This window comes from Sulfurovum sp. (assembly GCA_026990595.1).
Taxonomy (GTDB): domain Bacteria; phylum Campylobacterota; class Campylobacteria; order Campylobacterales; family Sulfurovaceae; genus Sulfurovum.
This window is the reverse complement of sequence record JALXCZ010000011.1, coordinates 154,926-170,908: the sequence shown is the minus strand read 5'-3', so window position 1 is coordinate 170,908 and position 15,983 is coordinate 154,926. Positions and strand designations below refer to the sequence as shown.

Genomic DNA, 15,983 nt, shown 5'->3' with positions numbered 1-15,983 from the left:
AATCACCCTCAGGGTTATGCTCTGGATTGGGTACGAGGATAAGATGTGCTAAAATACCGTCTGCTAAGTGCCTGTTGTCTTGGAAGTCGTAGTCGGTAAAGACATCCCCATTGACCACAAGAAAAGTCTCATCACCAAGTAGAGGCAAAGCCTTCACTATCCCCCCGGCACTCTCCAAACCACCTTCTTCTTGTTCGTCAGAGTATGCTATCTTCACACCCCAGTCAGACCCATCACCTAAAGCCTCAGGTATTTTATACCCCAAATGTGCGATGTTTATAACAATGTCAGTAAACCCCTGATGTGCCAACTTCTCTATGTGCCACACAATAAGCGGTATGCCTCCCACTTTTAATAAAGGTTTAGGAGTCACATCCGTAAGTGGACGCATACGAGAACCAAGCCCCGCAGCAAGTATCATAGCTTTCATTTTTATCCTTTCGGTGGGCAAGAATGCCCACTCTACAGTAATCTGTGCGATAGCACATATCATTAAATCACGCAAAGCGTGCCCCCTGTCGTGGCGAATGCCCTTGCACCCCACTTACGCTTTAGCGACGGAGGGTATCGCCATTTAGTGGCAGAAAAGCGAAGCGATTCGAGAGTCACGACGCTTTTTTGCTTCGTTTTTTCTAAAAAAATGAAGAGAGAAACAACGCCACAGTTAAAATAAAGGGCAATCCAAATAAACTAAAACAAATCAAATATAAAAGGTGTTGTAAGGGTACAACACCCTACACAGATTTTAATAAAGACACCAATCCAGACAACTCTGGATACTTCGATGCCACATCAAGCACATACTTCAAAGTCAAAGGAATATCCTTCAAATACCCACTCTTCCCATCACGAAGATGCAATCTGGCAAAGATCCCAAGTACCTTGATGTGTCGCTGTAATCCCATAAAATCAAACCATTTGATGAATGTTGCATTATCCACATCCAATCCTACAGCATCACGGTAGTACAAAGCAAGTTTCACTATTTCATCTTTATCCCACTCTATATAGCAATCTTTCAGAAGTGAAACCAGATCATAGGTAACAGCCCCTACTCTGGCATCCTGAAAGTCTATGATACCAATCTCCCCTTTAGGAGTCAACATAATATTGCGAGAGTGGTAATCACGATGCACAAAAACTCCCTGAGGTTGTTCCAGTGCAACATTGGCTATACTTTCCAGTATTGTATCAATGGTATTTTTCTCTTCAGCGGTAAGCGTAATATTTAAATACTTTTCCAAATACCACTCCTGCATTAAATCCATCTCAAAACGTAAAAAATCTTTATTATAAAGAGGAAGCCCTTTTGTATCTGAGCGTTGCATTTTTATAATTTCATCTATAGCTTTTTTATATAGTGCCTGATAGTTTTCTGTATTTAAAACATCTAAATAATGGGTATTTCCAAAGTCTTCAAGAATCAGATACCCTAGTTTCATATTTTTTACTATTATATGTGGTACACGTACGTCTACACTACTTAAGCGTTCATTCATCTCTACAAATGGAGGGAGACTTTCTATCATTAATGAGCTATCCATCAGTACATAGGTTTCACTCTCTTTAGTAAGTCGGTAGTAGCTTCTAAAACTTGCATCAGCTGAGGCAACTGCCATACTCCAGTCACCCCAACCTATGCTCTCTAACCATTGTTTAATACTATTCATAAATAGCCCCTAAAATAGTATTATCCTTCGCTCCAGTGACATCTTTTAAATTTACTTTTTCTTTATGTATACGTTTATATGCCAGCCAAGCAAAGGTCATCGCTTCTATCTCATCTGCATTTTGGGCTATGGCTACTTCTACGTTAGGCATAAGTGCTTTGATACGTTCTACCAAAAAGCTGTTTTTAGCTCCACCACCGCAAAGTAAAGCAACGTCTGTGTTGAACTTTAACACTTCATTGCTTATGCTGAGTGCTGTGAGTTCGACCAAGGTACGTTGTACATCTTCATTTCGTCGTAGGGGCAACCCCATGTGGTTGCCCTTTGCTTCAACCACAGAGGTAATATTTTTTTTCTCATCCATATTTGGCGAACACATGGGTTCGCCCCTACATAGCATATTTTCCAACCAAGCCTCATTGAACTTCTCACGTCCTGTACTCTTAGGGTAAGGTTGTGAAAAATATTCATCTGCCATCATAGCATCTAAAAGTGTGTAATCTACCTCACCAGACTTTGCCCATGTACCATCTTTGTCATACGTTACATTTTGATGCTTGTTTATCCACATATCCAGTAGTACATTACCACAGCCAGTGTCATACCCTATCAACTTCTGACCTAGTACCGTAATATTCGCCATGCCACCAATATTTACGATAGATACAGAAGAATTTATATTTTTAAATATAAATTCATGAAAAGCAGGAGCAAAAGGTGCACCCTGCCCACCCAAAGCCATATCTTTACGTCTGAAGTCTGCAACCACAGGAATGCCTGTTTTAGCAGTCATAATGTTGGAATCACCCAACTGCATAGAGAAAGGGTGTTCTCCATCGGGCTCATGCCATAAAGTCTGTCCATGCAATCCTATGGCAATTATGCTTGATGCATCGATATTTTCCCGTATAAGCAGTGCACCCACTGCCTGAGTAAAAAGTAGTCCCAGACGATGATCTATCTTTCCTACCTGTTCTAGGGTACTTTTACCCTCTATTATTGTTAAAATATCATTTTTTAGCTCTTGTGGCATGGGGTATTCGAGGGAGTGTAAAAGCGTACAACTCTGAGAGTCTATTTCACAGAGTACCACATCTACACCATCTAATGATGTACCTGACATAATGCCGATGTATTTTTCTTTTCTTCCCATTACTGTTCACTGCTCACTGCTACTTGCTCACTCTTTCCCATCATCATCACCCCAAACGCCACAACAGTCCCTGCTAATATCTGCCAAGCAAACCCAAGTTTTACATCTATGAGTTCACCCAATACATAAGGTTGTAGTAACAACACTGTCATAAACCCACCCAAAAGTGCCAACGGTACAGTCGTAGCATTTCCACGCTTGGTAAATATAGCTGCCCCAAATACACCAAGCAATCCTGTATAGGCAAATGCCATCACGCCTAATGCAAAACTAAGCAGAGGAAGTTCTGTGTAGTGTTGCCAGTAGTAGCTCAGCATTGCCATGGCTGAGAGTGCTACGGCAAAAAGAAGCACTGCATTACGTCCTGCTTTGACAAAATACATCTCATCGGTTATACCCTGCTGCATCTTCCATGGTTTATAAAGGTCTTCTATGGCTACTGAGCTCATCGCTCCAAGAACTGAATTGGAACTGCTCAGAGCTGCTGCTACAGCACCCACTGTAACCAAGCCTCGCATACCCTCCGGCATTTCATGGAGGATGTAGTACATGAAAATAGTGATTTTTTCTCCATCAAACTTCTGTACCACCTCCGTGTTAAGATGTGAGAGTTCCGGGTGTTGGTAAAAGAGGTAAAGCAGAAGACCAATGCACAAAAACAATATAGCCACAGGGATGGTAAGGTAAATACTCATCATCAAGGAGCTTTGTGCCTCTTTGGCGTTTTTACAGGTTAAAGCACGTTGTGTCATGTCCTGATCCAGTCCATACGCTGCAATGTTTAGCAGTAACCATCCCCCAAGCAATGCCCATACACTGAATCCACCTGTCATAGAGAAGTCCAACAGTTTGAGCTTATTATCTGTTTGAAGCGTAGCAGAGATGGTTTCAAAATCTGCGCCGATGCTCATGTAGAGGTAAATAAGTACAGCTATACCTGCACCTATGTAGGTCACTGCCTGAATAATGTCAGAAAATATGACCGACTTCACCCCGCCATAGTAGGCATATGCCAAAGCACCCAACATCAAAATAGCTATGGAAATGGCTACATGCAGCGGGCTGATATCCAAGAAAAGGATCATCGAGATCGCCAATGCCCCTATGTAGAGCCGTGCACCCGAAGCAAATAGACGACCGATGAGGAACATCACTCCAGCTTGTTTTTTAGCTTTGGTTCCATAGCGTTTTTCTAAAAGCTCATAAACAGTCACAGCGTTGATAGCATAAAATCTTGGAATAAGTACCTTGGCCACAAAAACAACAGCTAAAAAAGCTGAGAAATAAAATCCAAGGAAAGTCAGGTCTTTTCCGTACGAGTACTCCGGTCCTCCCAAGAAAGTTGCAGCTGACTGTGACGTAGCCAAGACAGAAATAGCAACGGCAAACATAGGAACAGTGTTACCGCCTACGAAATAGTCGCGTGTGCTTTTGATCTTTGTCCGGCTCAATATGACGCTGGTAAGGGTTAATACTAAAAAATATGCAGAAAATACACTCCAATCCAAAATTGTAAAGGCAGAATGCATTACTTCCCTTTTGGAGGCATTTTTAATTTTAGATCAGCTACTGCTTTACGCACATTAGACATGAATTTTGGACCAGGGTCAGCCTTGACGGTTCTGTACCCTTTGTCACGTTCGAGCCACAAAGAAGTTGATTCCATTTGTGTATATTCATAATGCCCTATGAGATACTTGATAGTTGGGTATTTTGCTTTAAGATAGCGTACCAAGGCGATATTGGATTTAAGTTGTGCAGGGGTAAGATCTTCGGCCTTATTCCCTTTACCTCCCACATTTTCCACCCCGATACTGGAGTAATTCAGCCCAATCACATGCCGTGCCATCCAATTCTCAGGCATGAGTCGGTAGATCGTCCCGTCACGTGCCACCAGAAACTGTGCCGAGACATTGAGCAGCGAAGCATTGGCAATGTCTTTTCTGTCACCGAGCAGTCTTTGCGGCTTCAAACGGTTAAATGAAGCATCAAAACCCATCTCGGCTGTCCAGTGAAGCACAATGATCCTAGGGGTAATGGTAACAGTATTGACCTTTTTGCCGTAGTGCTGTTTAATATAAGCTTTGGTCATGGCTATGCGCTCTTTTCCAAAATCTATAGGTTTATCTACGATATGAAGCAGCGGTTGTATAGGGTTTGTACTGCACTTGAGAGCCTGAGGCTCCTTGGCACAGGCAGTAAGCGTTAGGAGAGTAAGTGAAAGCAGTAACGTTTTTGTCATTCTAAATCCTTATAGGACTTATTCTATCTAATCTTGGATTTGGTTTTCTTTGTTTCCCAAAAGGATATAAACAACCACCAGCATAGGCACACTCAGTGACAATATATAACTTGGGATATGAAGCAGTCCGTGACGATTAAGATACATAAACCCCAGAATCAACACTGCGTAAGCACCCAAACGGTACACAGAAAGAGCCGCTTTGGTATCTTTAAGTGTCTGCCCGAGAGAACGTCGGTTTTCCTTCATCCGAGCCTTCTCTTCTTTAATGGCATCACGCAGATCCACTGTTTCGTCTTCTACGATCTCTTCACTGTAAAGATCATGCGGATCTTCAAGTTTGTCTATGACATCTTTACTGTCATCAGTCGTAATAATGCCATGCTCTACTCTGGCATTAACCATTCGACGGTAACTTTTCATAGAAGCCAACATGACCAAAGAGGCTGAGATGAAGCCTATTTGTGTATTCCAAAGTACTTTAATATCAAAAAATATTATAGAGAGCAGAATAATGATCACGTCGACTATAACAAGAGTTCTAAGTATTTTACTGTTAATACTTGTCATCCTCATCCTCATCGTCCTGATGTCTGTTCTTGTAGTTGTAACGTGGGTCATTTGCCAGTTCATCCAAAGACTTTTTCTGCTTTGCATAGGCTTTATAGACATTCAAAATGGCTGCTCCTACACCGATGAATACACCGATCCAAAGTGTCCATACGCTACCTGTCAACTTTTGCAGCCCTATCCCGATAGCTACTCCAATGAGTACTGCCACTACGATAGAGATACCAAGGCTTAACCCATCGGCTGCATCAACTATTTTTTTTAATTTAGGTTCTTCTTGTTTCTTATGCATTCTATTCTCCTATTCTATTTTCTTTGATCTTATCTGTTTGCTTTTTATACTAAATAAATAGATACTAAATAAAAGCTGAAAGATCAATATTCCGGCAATATTCGCCAAAGCATCATTTAAACTTGTACTGCGATGTGGAATAAAATGTTGTATAAGCTCTATGACGACACCAAAAAGAGAGAGGACAACCACATTGCGCAGACGATGCCCTCTCGTAGCTGATGCTCTGTTCAAAAGCAATGACAATATAAAAAAAACTCCTGCATGTTCAACTTTATCATTAAGATTTACCGGATATAAAGAAGAGATATAGTCATTGGGCATCACAGGATACAGCATTAATGCCGTAGCAATAATAAAAAATATAACCTTATATATGCTTTTGTTTAAAAATTTCAAATCTTTTCTTCTAGCTTTTTATCTCTTTAAGTGTCTCATAGGCAGCTTTGATCGCTGTATCTATCATTTCATCGGTCGTAGCAGTACAAATGAACCCTGTCTCGTACGATGAACAGGCAAGATACACACCGCGATCAAGCATTCCTTTATGGAATTTGGCGAACATTTCCGTGTCATTTTCACAGGCATCTGCAAAGTTCTTTACCGGTTTGTCTGAGAAGAAAAAACCAAACATTGAACCTCTTACTTCTGTCACCATCGGTACACCCACGGCATCTGCCGCTTTTCTGAAGCCCTCTGTCAGCCTTTTGGCTTTATTTCCAAACTCTACATAGATACTTGGATTGGTTTTGAGTTTCCGAAGACTGGTAAGCCCTGCTGCCATAGCTACCGGGTTTCCTGAAAGTGTTCCTGCCTGATAGACCGGACCTTCCGGAGAGAGATGTGCCATGATTTCAGCACTTGCACCAAAGGCACCTACAGGCATCCCCGCACCGATTACTTTACCAAGCGTTACCATGTCCGGTTTTACAGTTGAGATCCCCTGAGCACCCTTGAGTGAAGCTCTAAATCCACTCATTACCTCATCAAAAATAAGTAGTGCACCATGTCTATCACACAGAACTCTCAGCCCTTCAAGAAAAGACTCATCTGCTGGAACAAGTCCCATATTCCCCGCGATCGGCTCAATGATCACACAGGCTATATCCCCATTTGCATCTTCAAAACACTTCTCCACTGAAGCCATATCGTTATAGGTAGCAAGCAGTGTATGTTTCGTAAGGTCAGCCGGTACTCCGGGACTGCTCGGACTACCAAAGGTTGCCAAACCTGAACCTGCCTGAACAAGCAGTGAGTCAGAGTGACCATGGTAACACCCTGTAAATTTCAAAATGTTGTCTCTGCCGGTTACACCGCGTGCAAGACGGATAGCCGACATCACAGCTTCCGTTCCCGAACTTACAAAACGTACCTTGTCAATGCTCTCAAACATACTTACGATCTCTTCTGCCAACGCTGTCTCTACCGTAGTTGGTGCTCCAAAACTGAGCCCACGTTTGACTGCTTCCATGACTGAAGACTCTATATCTGCATCACAGTGACCAAAGATCAGCGGTCCCCAGCTTTGAACAAAGTCAATATACCTGTTCCCGTCAATATCAAAAAGATAACCACCCTCTCCCTTTTCAATGAACGGCGGCGTTCCTTCTACTCCCGAAAATGCACGTACAGGTGAGTCCACCCCTCCCGGAATTACTTTGTATGCTTCTTCGAATGCTGCTATACTTTTGTCATATGCCATGTGGTTAATCCTTGTTATGTATAATTGTATGGATTATACACCATAGGTACTAAGGAGAGGATTATCAGAATATTTAAAGCTGCCCTTCTCTCTTTATTGTTACATCTTCTCATAATCCTGCTTTTTATACTCACCTTTAAGAAAGTAGTATTTGCCCCACCCTCAAGTAAAGAACAGAAGATCACACTCAACCTTTCCCGGTTCGTACCGCCCATGCCTGCAGCCAAGCCTGTGGTTACACCTCCCTTACCAAGCCCTCTCCCTTCGAAACCCCCTGTACCTCAACCCATCGTAAAAAAGCCTGTTAAGAAAATCATTACCCCGGTACAGACAGTCAAGAAAAAACTGCTCAATGACAAAAAACGTCTTTTTGTAGAAAAAAAAGAGAGAGAAGAAAATAATGTTACAAAAGTAACTCCCAGAAAAAAAATTGTAAAAAAGCAATTCCAAAGAACAGTGAAAAAGAGAGTGAAGAAAAAGAGCAGAAAGAAAAAAATTCAAAAAAGGATCGTCAAACATACAAAGAGCAGAAAAAAACAAAAAAGATCAAAAGATCCGCTTGCCAATGCACTTATGGGTTCAGGTACTTCTATGTATCCGACAAGACAAACAAGCACTTCAGGGAGCTATGTCAACCGGATGATCAAACAACTTTACGGCAGGGAGTTCAATACCTTCAGTCCTGCCCAAAAGCAGTTCATTAAAGAGAACTTAGGCTCCATTCACCGTATTACCCAACGTACACTCACAAGAAACGGCTACCCGGATATTGCCCTGCGTACACAACAGCAGGGAACCAATGTTGTAACCTTTTATCTGCACCCAAACGGTGACATTACAGGACTCAGACTTAAAAGGCGCATGGGTTATACTGCTTTAGACCAAAATACCTTGGATGTAATACGTATAGCCTACAAAGATTATCCACGACCTAAGAGCAAAACGAAGATCACTTTTTATGTGAGATATAGGCTCTATTGATCTCTTTCATTAATTTTTGGACTACTTCCTCTGTTCCCTGCACCAGTAAAGGCTCTTTGTCTGCATCCAGCCACCCAATGAGTTTTTGCATCTGTGTTTCATCTGAGACGACAGTACATCCGGCAGTAGGGATCTTCTTGATATGAATGAAAATGCATGAGCCGGCACCAGGGATCGCTCCTGCTTCGTCTATGTGGTTATGGTTCACCACGATCCCGTATTTGTAGTAGTTTTTAGGGAATTTCATATGTTCAAAACTTTTGTAGTCGGCTTTGACTTTGGTGCTGTCTACGATCTTGTTGTAAAACTTCGACTTGCTATCATCTACACAGTGGTCAGTTGCTCTGTAGACCTCATAGGGGTAGTCCACCACAAACGGCTGATACCCAAAAGCCTGTTTAAGGGTAAAGATACCTGCAGGTGCTTTACCGTCACCCTCTTTTTTAATGAAGCTGGCATCTTTAGGAATAGTATGCAGTCCTCTCCCCCAGCCCAGACCGTTACGTCCGAGTTTAATGTTGATGGGTTCTCCCACTTTATGCCATGCTTTACCCTCTTTTTCATAGCGTTGCATCGTACCGCCTGGTGCAGACCAGTTTTTAGTAGTTACAACCAACAGCTGTTTGGTATCGGAAATGTTTTGAGCCTGAATAAAAGTAAACAGCAATACAAGTAAAATCTTTCTCATCTTTGGTATAATCTCCTCATGGAATATGGAATCATCTCAATAGCGATACCGCTACTCACGATCTTTTTGGCTATTATAACAAAAGATGTCATTGTCTCTCTCATAGGCGGTATATTTGCCGGTCTTTTGGTTACGAACGGCTACAACCCTTTCCTTGCTTTCACGGCTCTTTTTGACGGCATCATCAACCTTCTTGGTGAAGGATGGATAGCCAAGACGCTGCTCTTTTCTCTTATGATCGGTGCAGTCATACGCCTTTTAAACGACTCTGGCTCAGTGAACCGTTTTGTTACCTGGCTCAGTAACAGGGCAGAAAAAATAGACTCTCCCAAGGGTGCCATGCTTTTGGCCTATGTCATTGGAGTGGTCATCTTCATAGAGTCAAGCATCACTTCACTGGTAGCAGGAACGGTAGCGAAGCCTCTGTGTGACAAAAACGGTGTAAGCAGAGCAAAACTCGCCTACATCTGTGACTCCACTTCTGCCCCAATCTGCTCACTGATTCCTTTAAATGCATGGGGCGCATTACTGCTTGGGCTCATTGTCACTGCCATAGATGGAAATGTTATTCAGGGAGACGGCGTTTCTCTACTGATTGCTTCCATTCCCTACAACTTCTATTCACTCTTTACTTTGGTGATAGTCCTAGGAGTTATATTTTTAAATATTAATATTGGTTCCATGAAGTATGCGTCCTCTCAGCCTTACCGAGCAGAGCATCTGCATCATGAAGGAAAGAGTACACCGTTCCCTATGCTGCTGCCTCTCATTGTGATGGTGGTTGCCGTCCCTTTTGGGCTTTATCTCACAGGCAAAGGTGACATCTTCAAAGGTTCAGGTTCTACCTCTGTCTACTATGCCATCATTATCACCCTGCTCTTTATGTATGTGTACTATGTAAGTACCAAAATGCTCTCTCACAAAGCATACTTCAAAAGTTTTTATGAGGGTCTTGGGGAGATGATCCCCATTATGCTCATTTTGATGTTCGCCATCTTCATCGGTAAGGTCATCGGTGACCTTGGTACAGCCAAATACCTCTCCCACCTGCTTAGCGGGAACATCTCCCCTGTCCTCATGCCTATGCTCATCTTTTTGGTGGCCGGTATCACTGCATTTTCTACAGGTACCAGTTGGGGAACTTTCTCCATCATGATGCCTATAGGGCTTGCATTGGGAGCAAGCATGGGCTTGGATATTCCTCTGGTCATCGGTGCGGTTATCAGCGGAGGCATCTTCGGAGACCATGCCTCCCCTATCTCCGACACTACCATCATCTCCTCCATGGCAGCAGGCTGTGACCATGTGGAGCATGTAAGGACACAGTTGCCTTATGCTTTGATCGGTGGAGTATTGGCTGGGGTTGCGTTTTTAGTGGCTGGGTGGGTGATGGTGTGAAAAAAATTGTAAGATATATATCATTTTTTATAGGTGTAATATTTATTTTAATTTCCCTATTAGCACTTTCACAAAAAATAGCTCTACGAAGTACACTAAAACACAATCAAAAAATTCAAAAAATTTTTGATAAGACTGCTAAATATATCAATTCTTTAGAAAAATTACCAACACATCAAGAATTGCAAAATTGGATTAATGATCAAAATGATACTAGTATTGCTTTTAATTATCTTCAATATGAAATTAGTAATGATAATTTTTCATCTACTACGAAAATACCTAAAAATGAATATCTTCTGTCTTTATGGAGAGGAGAATGGAATGAATATTATTATTCATAGAAAAATAAAAAAAGTACCATTCCATCTGATGAATCAGTATATTATTTAACAGGATATGTCATAGGTGACTTTTTAATTTTCTTTTTGATGGGTTTACTCTTTTTTAAAATTTCATCTAAATTAAAAAGAGAATGAATTAAATTCGTTACTATCAATTTATCTTGTTCCCACGATTCTCGTGGGAACAAATACTTTGATTTCTTCATCATCAATTAAATATTCTAAAAATAATTCATATATGCATTCCCACGCGAAGCATGGGAACGAGAGTGGTGTTGTAAGGGTACAACACCCTACGGCAATATTATGCTAAAATAATCAAAAACAATTAAAGGCAAACACGTGAAACTCCTTCAATACTTCTTCGGTATTGTCATCGCTCAGCTGGCTCTGTTCAGTCTGGTACTGCTTAACGCAGGTACACTCACTACAGAGAGTCTGTTACGCATTGGAGTCCCTGCTCTGTTCATTGCCCTTGTGATTGCCTTTTGGTTCAACTCTATTGCCAAACATCACAGCAAAGATGTTGTCTCTGCCGTAAAAGAGGAGTTCGCCTCTGAGCGGGAGAAGATCAAGATCAATGCAGAACGTGCCAAAATGCGTGTACACAAAGAAGCAGAAAAAAAGATCATTAAAGAGACCTCCCGTGCCCATGCCAAAGCCAACTTTAAAGTGGGTGCGTCATTTGCAGGACTCATCGGTGTGGGTGCACTCTTTGTAATGGCACAGATGGTCACGGCAGGTCTACTTGTGATCTCGGCAAGTGCCGGTGCCATGGGCGGCTACTACCTGCGAAGCAAACGTGACAGATACCGGGAACTTCCGGCCATTGAGGTCAAAGCGATTGAAAACAAGCCCAAAAAGCTGGAGAAGAAAGATGCCTGAAAAAACCCTCTACATCGCCAGACATGCCAAGTCAAGCTGGGATGATATGAGTCTTTCTGACTTTGAACGACCTCTCAACAAACGCGGCAAAAGAGACGCTCCTTTTATGGCAGCACTGCTTAAAGACAAAGGCATCAAACCAGACCTCATCCTCTCAAGCCCTGCCAGACGGGCTAAAACAACAGCAAAATATTACCATGAAGCATTAGGCGGAGAACTGCGTTTTGATGAACGTATCTATGAAGCTTCAGCCATGAGCCTTTTGTATCTTATACAAGAGACATTTGAAAAGGTTGATACACTTATGCTTGTCGGACACAACCCGGGATTAACGGCACTCAATGATACGCTCTCCAACAAATCCATCTACAACATCCCTACTGCGGGAGTGGTCGGCATCATTTTTAAAGAAGAAGCAGCACCGCACAAAGGCAAACAGCTCTTTTTTGAGTATCCTAAAAAATACCAACAGTAATTATGCTAAAATACTAACAAAATACACTATTGGAACTATACACTTATGAAACTCCTCATCTCAGCTTTAGAGCCCTCCTCCAACCTCCACCTAAAAGAGGTACTCAGACATACACATGATGTTGAACTCATGGGTATATTTGACAAGTCACTGGGTGAACCGCTTTATGACATCTCAGAGATGGCTATTATGGGTGTGGTAGATGCCATAAAGAAACTGCGCTGGTTCTTTAAAGTAGCAGATGAAATGGTAGAGCTGGCAAAAGATGCCGACAAAGTACTGCTTATGGACAGTTCAGGTTTTAATTTGCCTTTAGCCAAAAAACTCAAAGCAAAATATCCTCAAAAAGAGATCATCTACTACATTCTGCCACAGATCTGGGCAAGCCGTCCCAAACGTGCAAAGAAGCTGGAGCAGTACTGTGACAGACTGCTTGGCATACTTCCTTTTGAGGTGGCATACTATCCGCAAAGAAAAGCAGAGTATATCGGGCATCCTCTGCTTGACGAGATAGAGGTCACGCATGAGGTTGATGCCGACACCATTGCTTTTATGCCCGGAAGCAGAAAGAGTGAGATCAGCAGACTTCTGCCCATCTTTAAAGAAGTACGCAAGAAGTTCTCTGAAAAAAAAGCCCTGCTCATCATCCCTGCTGGCTTTTCAAACGAAAAGATCACTTCATGGTATGGTGATATCTCCATGTTTGAAATAAGCAGAAATACCCACAGTGCTCTGGCTCAGTCAGAATTTGCTTTCATCTGTTCGGGTACAGCCACCCTCGAAGCTGCCCTTATAGGTACACCTTTTACCCTCAGCTACATCGCAAAAAAAATAGACTTCTTTATAGGTACGAAACTACTGGGCATCAAACAAGTAGGACTTGCCAATATTATATTGACACATTACAACAACACTACCTTGCATAACGAAATACTTCAAGAGCAGGTAACCGTTGACAACTTGCTAAAAGAGTACTACAATACCGACCGAGAGATCTTTGCCAAAAAGGCAGAAGAGTTACGCGCATACCTGGGACATGGAAGTTCTGAAAATGTTGCAAAACTAATAATGGACAAATAAATAATGATATATAAAATTCTCGTTCCCATGCTTTGCGTGGGAATGCATCTTACAAAATTTACATTCCCACGTACAACGTGGGAACGAGAGTGCATGGTAATATGTTAGTACATATATGTTGCAGTGTTGACAGTCACTATTTCCTCCAAAAACTCCAAGCAGAATACCCCCAGGAAAAACTCACAGGGTTTTTCTACGATCCAAATATACACCCCTACTCTGAGTACTATTTGCGTTTACTCGATGTCAAACGAAGCTGCAAGATACTGGGAATTGACCTTATAGAGGGTGAATATGACGTAGAGAACTGGCTTGAAGCGGTACGTGGACTTGAGCATGAACCTGAAAAGGGAGCACGCTGTTCTGTCTGCTTTGACAGACGCTTTGAAGTGAGTGCAAAAAAAGCAGCCGAACTTGGAGAGAAAATATTTACCTCCACCCTGCTCACCTCTCCCAAAAAATCCCTCAAACAGCTGCAGACAGCAGGTGATGCATTGGCCCAGAAATACGGTATAGCTTTTGTAGCCCCCGATTACCGTAAAGCTTCCGGTACACAGGAACAGAACATTTTGGCAAAAGAGGATGCCCTCTACCGTCAGGACTACTGCGGCTGTATGTTCGGACTGAACATACAGCGCGACCAACAGAAAAAACTTGCAGATGAACTCTTTGTCCCCATCTCACAACAGATACAGCCCGAATCCATAGAAGCACGTGTAGAGATGTATGAGAAGCGATGGTCTTTGGAAGAAGAAAACAAACCCTACAAAATCGTTAAACAGCGTTTCTTGAACTGGCGTTTGCAGATGGGTCTGTTGAAGGTTAGAAAAGAAATCACACCTGCACACTTTCTGCCTTACTCTACACTCAAAGGAGAGTATACCAGAGGAAAAATTGAGTGCGCTGTAAATGATCTGCACTATATGAACCGTGATGAAGTAAAATTCATGACACTTGAAACATACAACATCCTCTGTCAAACTCAATACCCAACAGTGACCACACTCATTTTCAACCCACCGGCATTTGAAACAGAAATAGCACTACGCAGCAAATTGTGCATGTCAGCTTACGATCTCTCAGCCATTCTTGTCGTAGAAGAGATACCCTCAAATAAAATAGAGATACTGCTGCAAAGCAGGACTTACAGCGATGTAAAAGAGACACTGATAGAGCTCTGATCATTGCCTGATGATTTTTATCACTTTTTTACCAACACTTAGGTAAAATATACCAAATTTTTACCTAAAGGTTTTCCAGTGCTTTATAATGTTATTGAAATTCAAAAAATATTACCTCACAGATATCCATTTCTGCTTGTAGACAGAATTACTGATCTCAAACAGGGTGAATATATTGAAGGTTTTAAAAATGTCTCTATCTCCGAACCGGTCTTTCAGGGACATTTCCCGGATCATCCTATCTACCCCGGTGTTATGATCATTGAAGGTATGGCACAGGCCGGTGGCGTACTTGCATTCAAAAGTATGGATGATACTTCACAGGAAGAGATAGAGAACAAGGTAGTTTATTTCATGAGTATTGATAAAGCGAAATTCCGTGCTCCTGTAACTCCGGGGGATCAGCTTGTATACAAGATCAATGTGATCAAAAACAAAGGTGCGGTATGGCAGCTTGATGCAAAAGCCTATGTCGATGATAAAATCGTAGCTCAGGCCGAGCTTAAAGCTATGATCGTAGATAAATAAAAGTAGGTTCACTATGTCTTTAATCCATCCCAGCGCCGTCATAGAAGAAGGTGCCGTCCTAGGTAACAATGTTTCTGTCGGTCCTTTTGTATACATCGGTCCAAAAGTAAGGATCGGGGACAACACGACCGTAGCATCCCATGCTGTAATAGAAGGAGATACAACAATCGGTAAGAATAACTGTATCTTCTCTCATGCTGCAGTGGGGACGATCCCTCAGGATCTTAAATATGACGGAGAGCCCGTACAGCTCATTATTGGCGACAATAATACCATCAGAGAGTTTACTCTTCTCAACCCCGGGACAAAAGGCGGTGGTTCTGTGACCAAAATAGGTAACGGAAACCTTTTAATGGGATATGTGCATTTAGGTCATGATGTAATTCTGGGTGATCACTGTATCTTAGCAAACGGTGCAACACTTGCAGGACATGTAGAACTGGGTAACCATGTCGTCATTGGCGGTCTCACACCCATACATCAATTTGTACACATCGGTGACTATGCCATGATAGGCGGGGCAAGTGCTTTGGCACAGGATATTCCACCCTACTGCCTGGCAGAAGGTAACCGTGCAAGTCTGCGCGGTCTGAATCTTACCGGACTGAGAAGAGAGATGGAAAGAGAAGAGATCAATGCACTCAAAGTCGCTTATAGAGAACTTTTTGAACAAGGTAACCCTTTACAGGAAGCAGCCCAAAGACTCTTTGAGACAAGTGACTCCGAGAAAGTAAAAACACTTTGTAAATTTATCAAAACCTCTAAAAGAGGTATCCCTTTTACAAGAAAATAAA

General features: G+C 42.1%; 19 protein-coding genes. 9 read left to right on the top strand and 10 right to left on the bottom strand.

Annotated elements, in window-relative coordinates; genetic code table 11:
- The 9 genes from MVE01_RS04080 to hemL all read right to left on the bottom strand — a co-directional run.
- Positions 1–430: nucleotidyltransferase family protein (locus tag MVE01_RS04080; RefSeq protein WP_472560895.1), on the bottom strand; the 430-nt coding region annotated here is incomplete at its 3' end.
- A 304-nt stretch (positions 431–734) separates the two neighbouring features.
- Positions 735–1,670 carry an aminoglycoside phosphotransferase family protein gene (locus tag MVE01_RS04075; protein ID WP_472560894.1) on the bottom strand — a complete coding sequence of 312 codons (936 nt, stop codon included), beginning with the start codon at positions 1,668–1,670 and terminating at the stop codon, positions 735–737.
- Positions 1,663–2,823 (bottom strand): anhydro-N-acetylmuramic acid kinase, encoded by a 1,161-nt coding sequence (locus MVE01_RS04070; RefSeq protein WP_472560893.1) that lies wholly within the window; start codon positions 2,821–2,823, stop codon positions 1,663–1,665. The genes MVE01_RS04075 and MVE01_RS04070 overlap by 8 nt, the downstream gene beginning before the upstream one ends.
- Entirely contained in the window at positions 2,823–4,352 is a 1,530-nt protein-coding gene (locus MVE01_RS04065) for a sodium:solute symporter (protein WP_472560892.1), read from the bottom strand. Before MVE01_RS04065 ends, MVE01_RS04070 begins: the two co-directional genes overlap by 1 nt.
- Positions 4,352–5,065: a peptidoglycan recognition protein family protein gene (locus tag MVE01_RS04060; protein ID WP_472560891.1), complete on the bottom strand. Its 714-nt coding sequence runs from the start codon at positions 5,063–5,065 to the stop codon at positions 4,352–4,354. The genes MVE01_RS04065 and MVE01_RS04060 overlap by 1 nt, the downstream gene beginning before the upstream one ends.
- Positions 5,066–5,092: 27 nt before the next feature.
- Positions 5,093–5,635, bottom strand: coding sequence for a hypothetical protein (locus MVE01_RS04055; protein WP_472560890.1), 543 nt, complete (start codon positions 5,633–5,635; stop codon positions 5,093–5,095).
- The gene (locus MVE01_RS04050) at positions 5,622–5,927 is read right to left on the bottom strand and encodes an AtpZ/AtpI family protein (protein ID WP_472560889.1); all 306 of its coding nucleotides are present in this window, start codon (positions 5,925–5,927) and stop codon (positions 5,622–5,624) included. The genes MVE01_RS04055 and MVE01_RS04050 overlap by 14 nt, the downstream gene beginning before the upstream one ends.
- A gap of 9 nt (positions 5,928–5,936) precedes the next feature.
- Complete coding sequence (locus tag MVE01_RS04045; protein WP_472560888.1) at positions 5,937–6,326, bottom strand: VanZ family protein; 390 nt, start codon at positions 6,324–6,326, stop codon at positions 5,937–5,939.
- A gap of 10 nt (positions 6,327–6,336) precedes the next feature.
- Positions 6,337–7,629 (bottom strand): glutamate-1-semialdehyde 2,1-aminomutase, encoded by a 1,293-nt coding sequence (gene hemL / locus MVE01_RS04040; protein WP_472560887.1) that lies wholly within the window; start codon positions 7,627–7,629, stop codon positions 6,337–6,339.
- Between the two features lie 96 nt (positions 7,630–7,725).
- Here hemL and MVE01_RS04035 point away from each other — a divergent pair, with 96 nt between their 5' ends.
- Complete coding sequence (locus MVE01_RS04035; RefSeq protein WP_472560886.1) at positions 7,726–8,610, top strand: energy transducer TonB; 885 nt, start codon at positions 7,726–7,728, stop codon at positions 8,608–8,610.
- On the opposite strand, the gene MVE01_RS04030 is transcribed toward MVE01_RS04035, so the two are convergent.
- Complete coding sequence (locus MVE01_RS04030) at positions 8,579–9,298, bottom strand: L,D-transpeptidase family protein (protein WP_472560885.1); 720 nt, start codon at positions 9,296–9,298, stop codon at positions 8,579–8,581. The genes MVE01_RS04035 and MVE01_RS04030 overlap by 32 nt on opposite strands.
- A gap of 18 nt (positions 9,299–9,316) precedes the next feature.
- Between MVE01_RS04030 and MVE01_RS04025 the strand changes: the two genes are divergently transcribed.
- The 8 genes from MVE01_RS04025 (at position 9,317) to lpxA (ending at position 15,982) form a co-directional block, all read left to right on the top strand.
- The gene (locus MVE01_RS04025) at positions 9,317–10,696 is read left to right on the top strand and encodes a Na+/H+ antiporter NhaC family protein (protein ID WP_472560884.1); all 1,380 of its coding nucleotides are present in this window, start codon (positions 9,317–9,319) and stop codon (positions 10,694–10,696) included.
- On the top strand, positions 10,693–11,040 hold the full coding sequence (locus tag MVE01_RS04020; protein ID WP_472560883.1) for a hypothetical protein: 348 nt from the start codon (positions 10,693–10,695) through the stop codon (positions 11,038–11,040). Before MVE01_RS04025 ends, MVE01_RS04020 begins: the two co-directional genes overlap by 4 nt.
- A gap of 342 nt (positions 11,041–11,382) precedes the next feature.
- The gene (locus MVE01_RS04015) at positions 11,383–11,925 is read left to right on the top strand and encodes a hypothetical protein (RefSeq protein WP_472560882.1); all 543 of its coding nucleotides are present in this window, start codon (positions 11,383–11,385) and stop codon (positions 11,923–11,925) included.
- Positions 11,918–12,400, top strand: a complete 483-nt coding sequence (locus tag MVE01_RS04010) for a SixA phosphatase family protein (protein ID WP_472560881.1) — start codon at positions 11,918–11,920, stop codon at positions 12,398–12,400. Before MVE01_RS04015 ends, MVE01_RS04010 begins: the two co-directional genes overlap by 8 nt.
- A gap of 45 nt (positions 12,401–12,445) precedes the next feature.
- Positions 12,446–13,480: a lipid-A-disaccharide synthase gene (gene lpxB / locus MVE01_RS04005; RefSeq protein WP_472560880.1), complete on the top strand. Its 1,035-nt coding sequence runs from the start codon at positions 12,446–12,448 to the stop codon at positions 13,478–13,480.
- A gap of 101 nt (positions 13,481–13,581) precedes the next feature.
- Complete coding sequence (locus MVE01_RS04000; RefSeq protein WP_472560879.1) at positions 13,582–14,661, top strand: epoxyqueuosine reductase QueH; 1,080 nt, start codon at positions 13,582–13,584, stop codon at positions 14,659–14,661.
- 78 nt (positions 14,662–14,739) lie between these two features.
- The gene (gene fabZ, locus MVE01_RS03995) at positions 14,740–15,189 is read left to right on the top strand and encodes a 3-hydroxyacyl-ACP dehydratase FabZ (protein ID WP_472560878.1); all 450 of its coding nucleotides are present in this window, start codon (positions 14,740–14,742) and stop codon (positions 15,187–15,189) included.
- A 13-nt stretch (positions 15,190–15,202) separates the two neighbouring features.
- Complete coding sequence (gene lpxA / locus MVE01_RS03990; RefSeq protein WP_472560877.1) at positions 15,203–15,982, top strand: acyl-ACP--UDP-N-acetylglucosamine O-acyltransferase; 780 nt, start codon at positions 15,203–15,205, stop codon at positions 15,980–15,982.
- Position 15,983 lies beyond the last annotated feature (1 nt).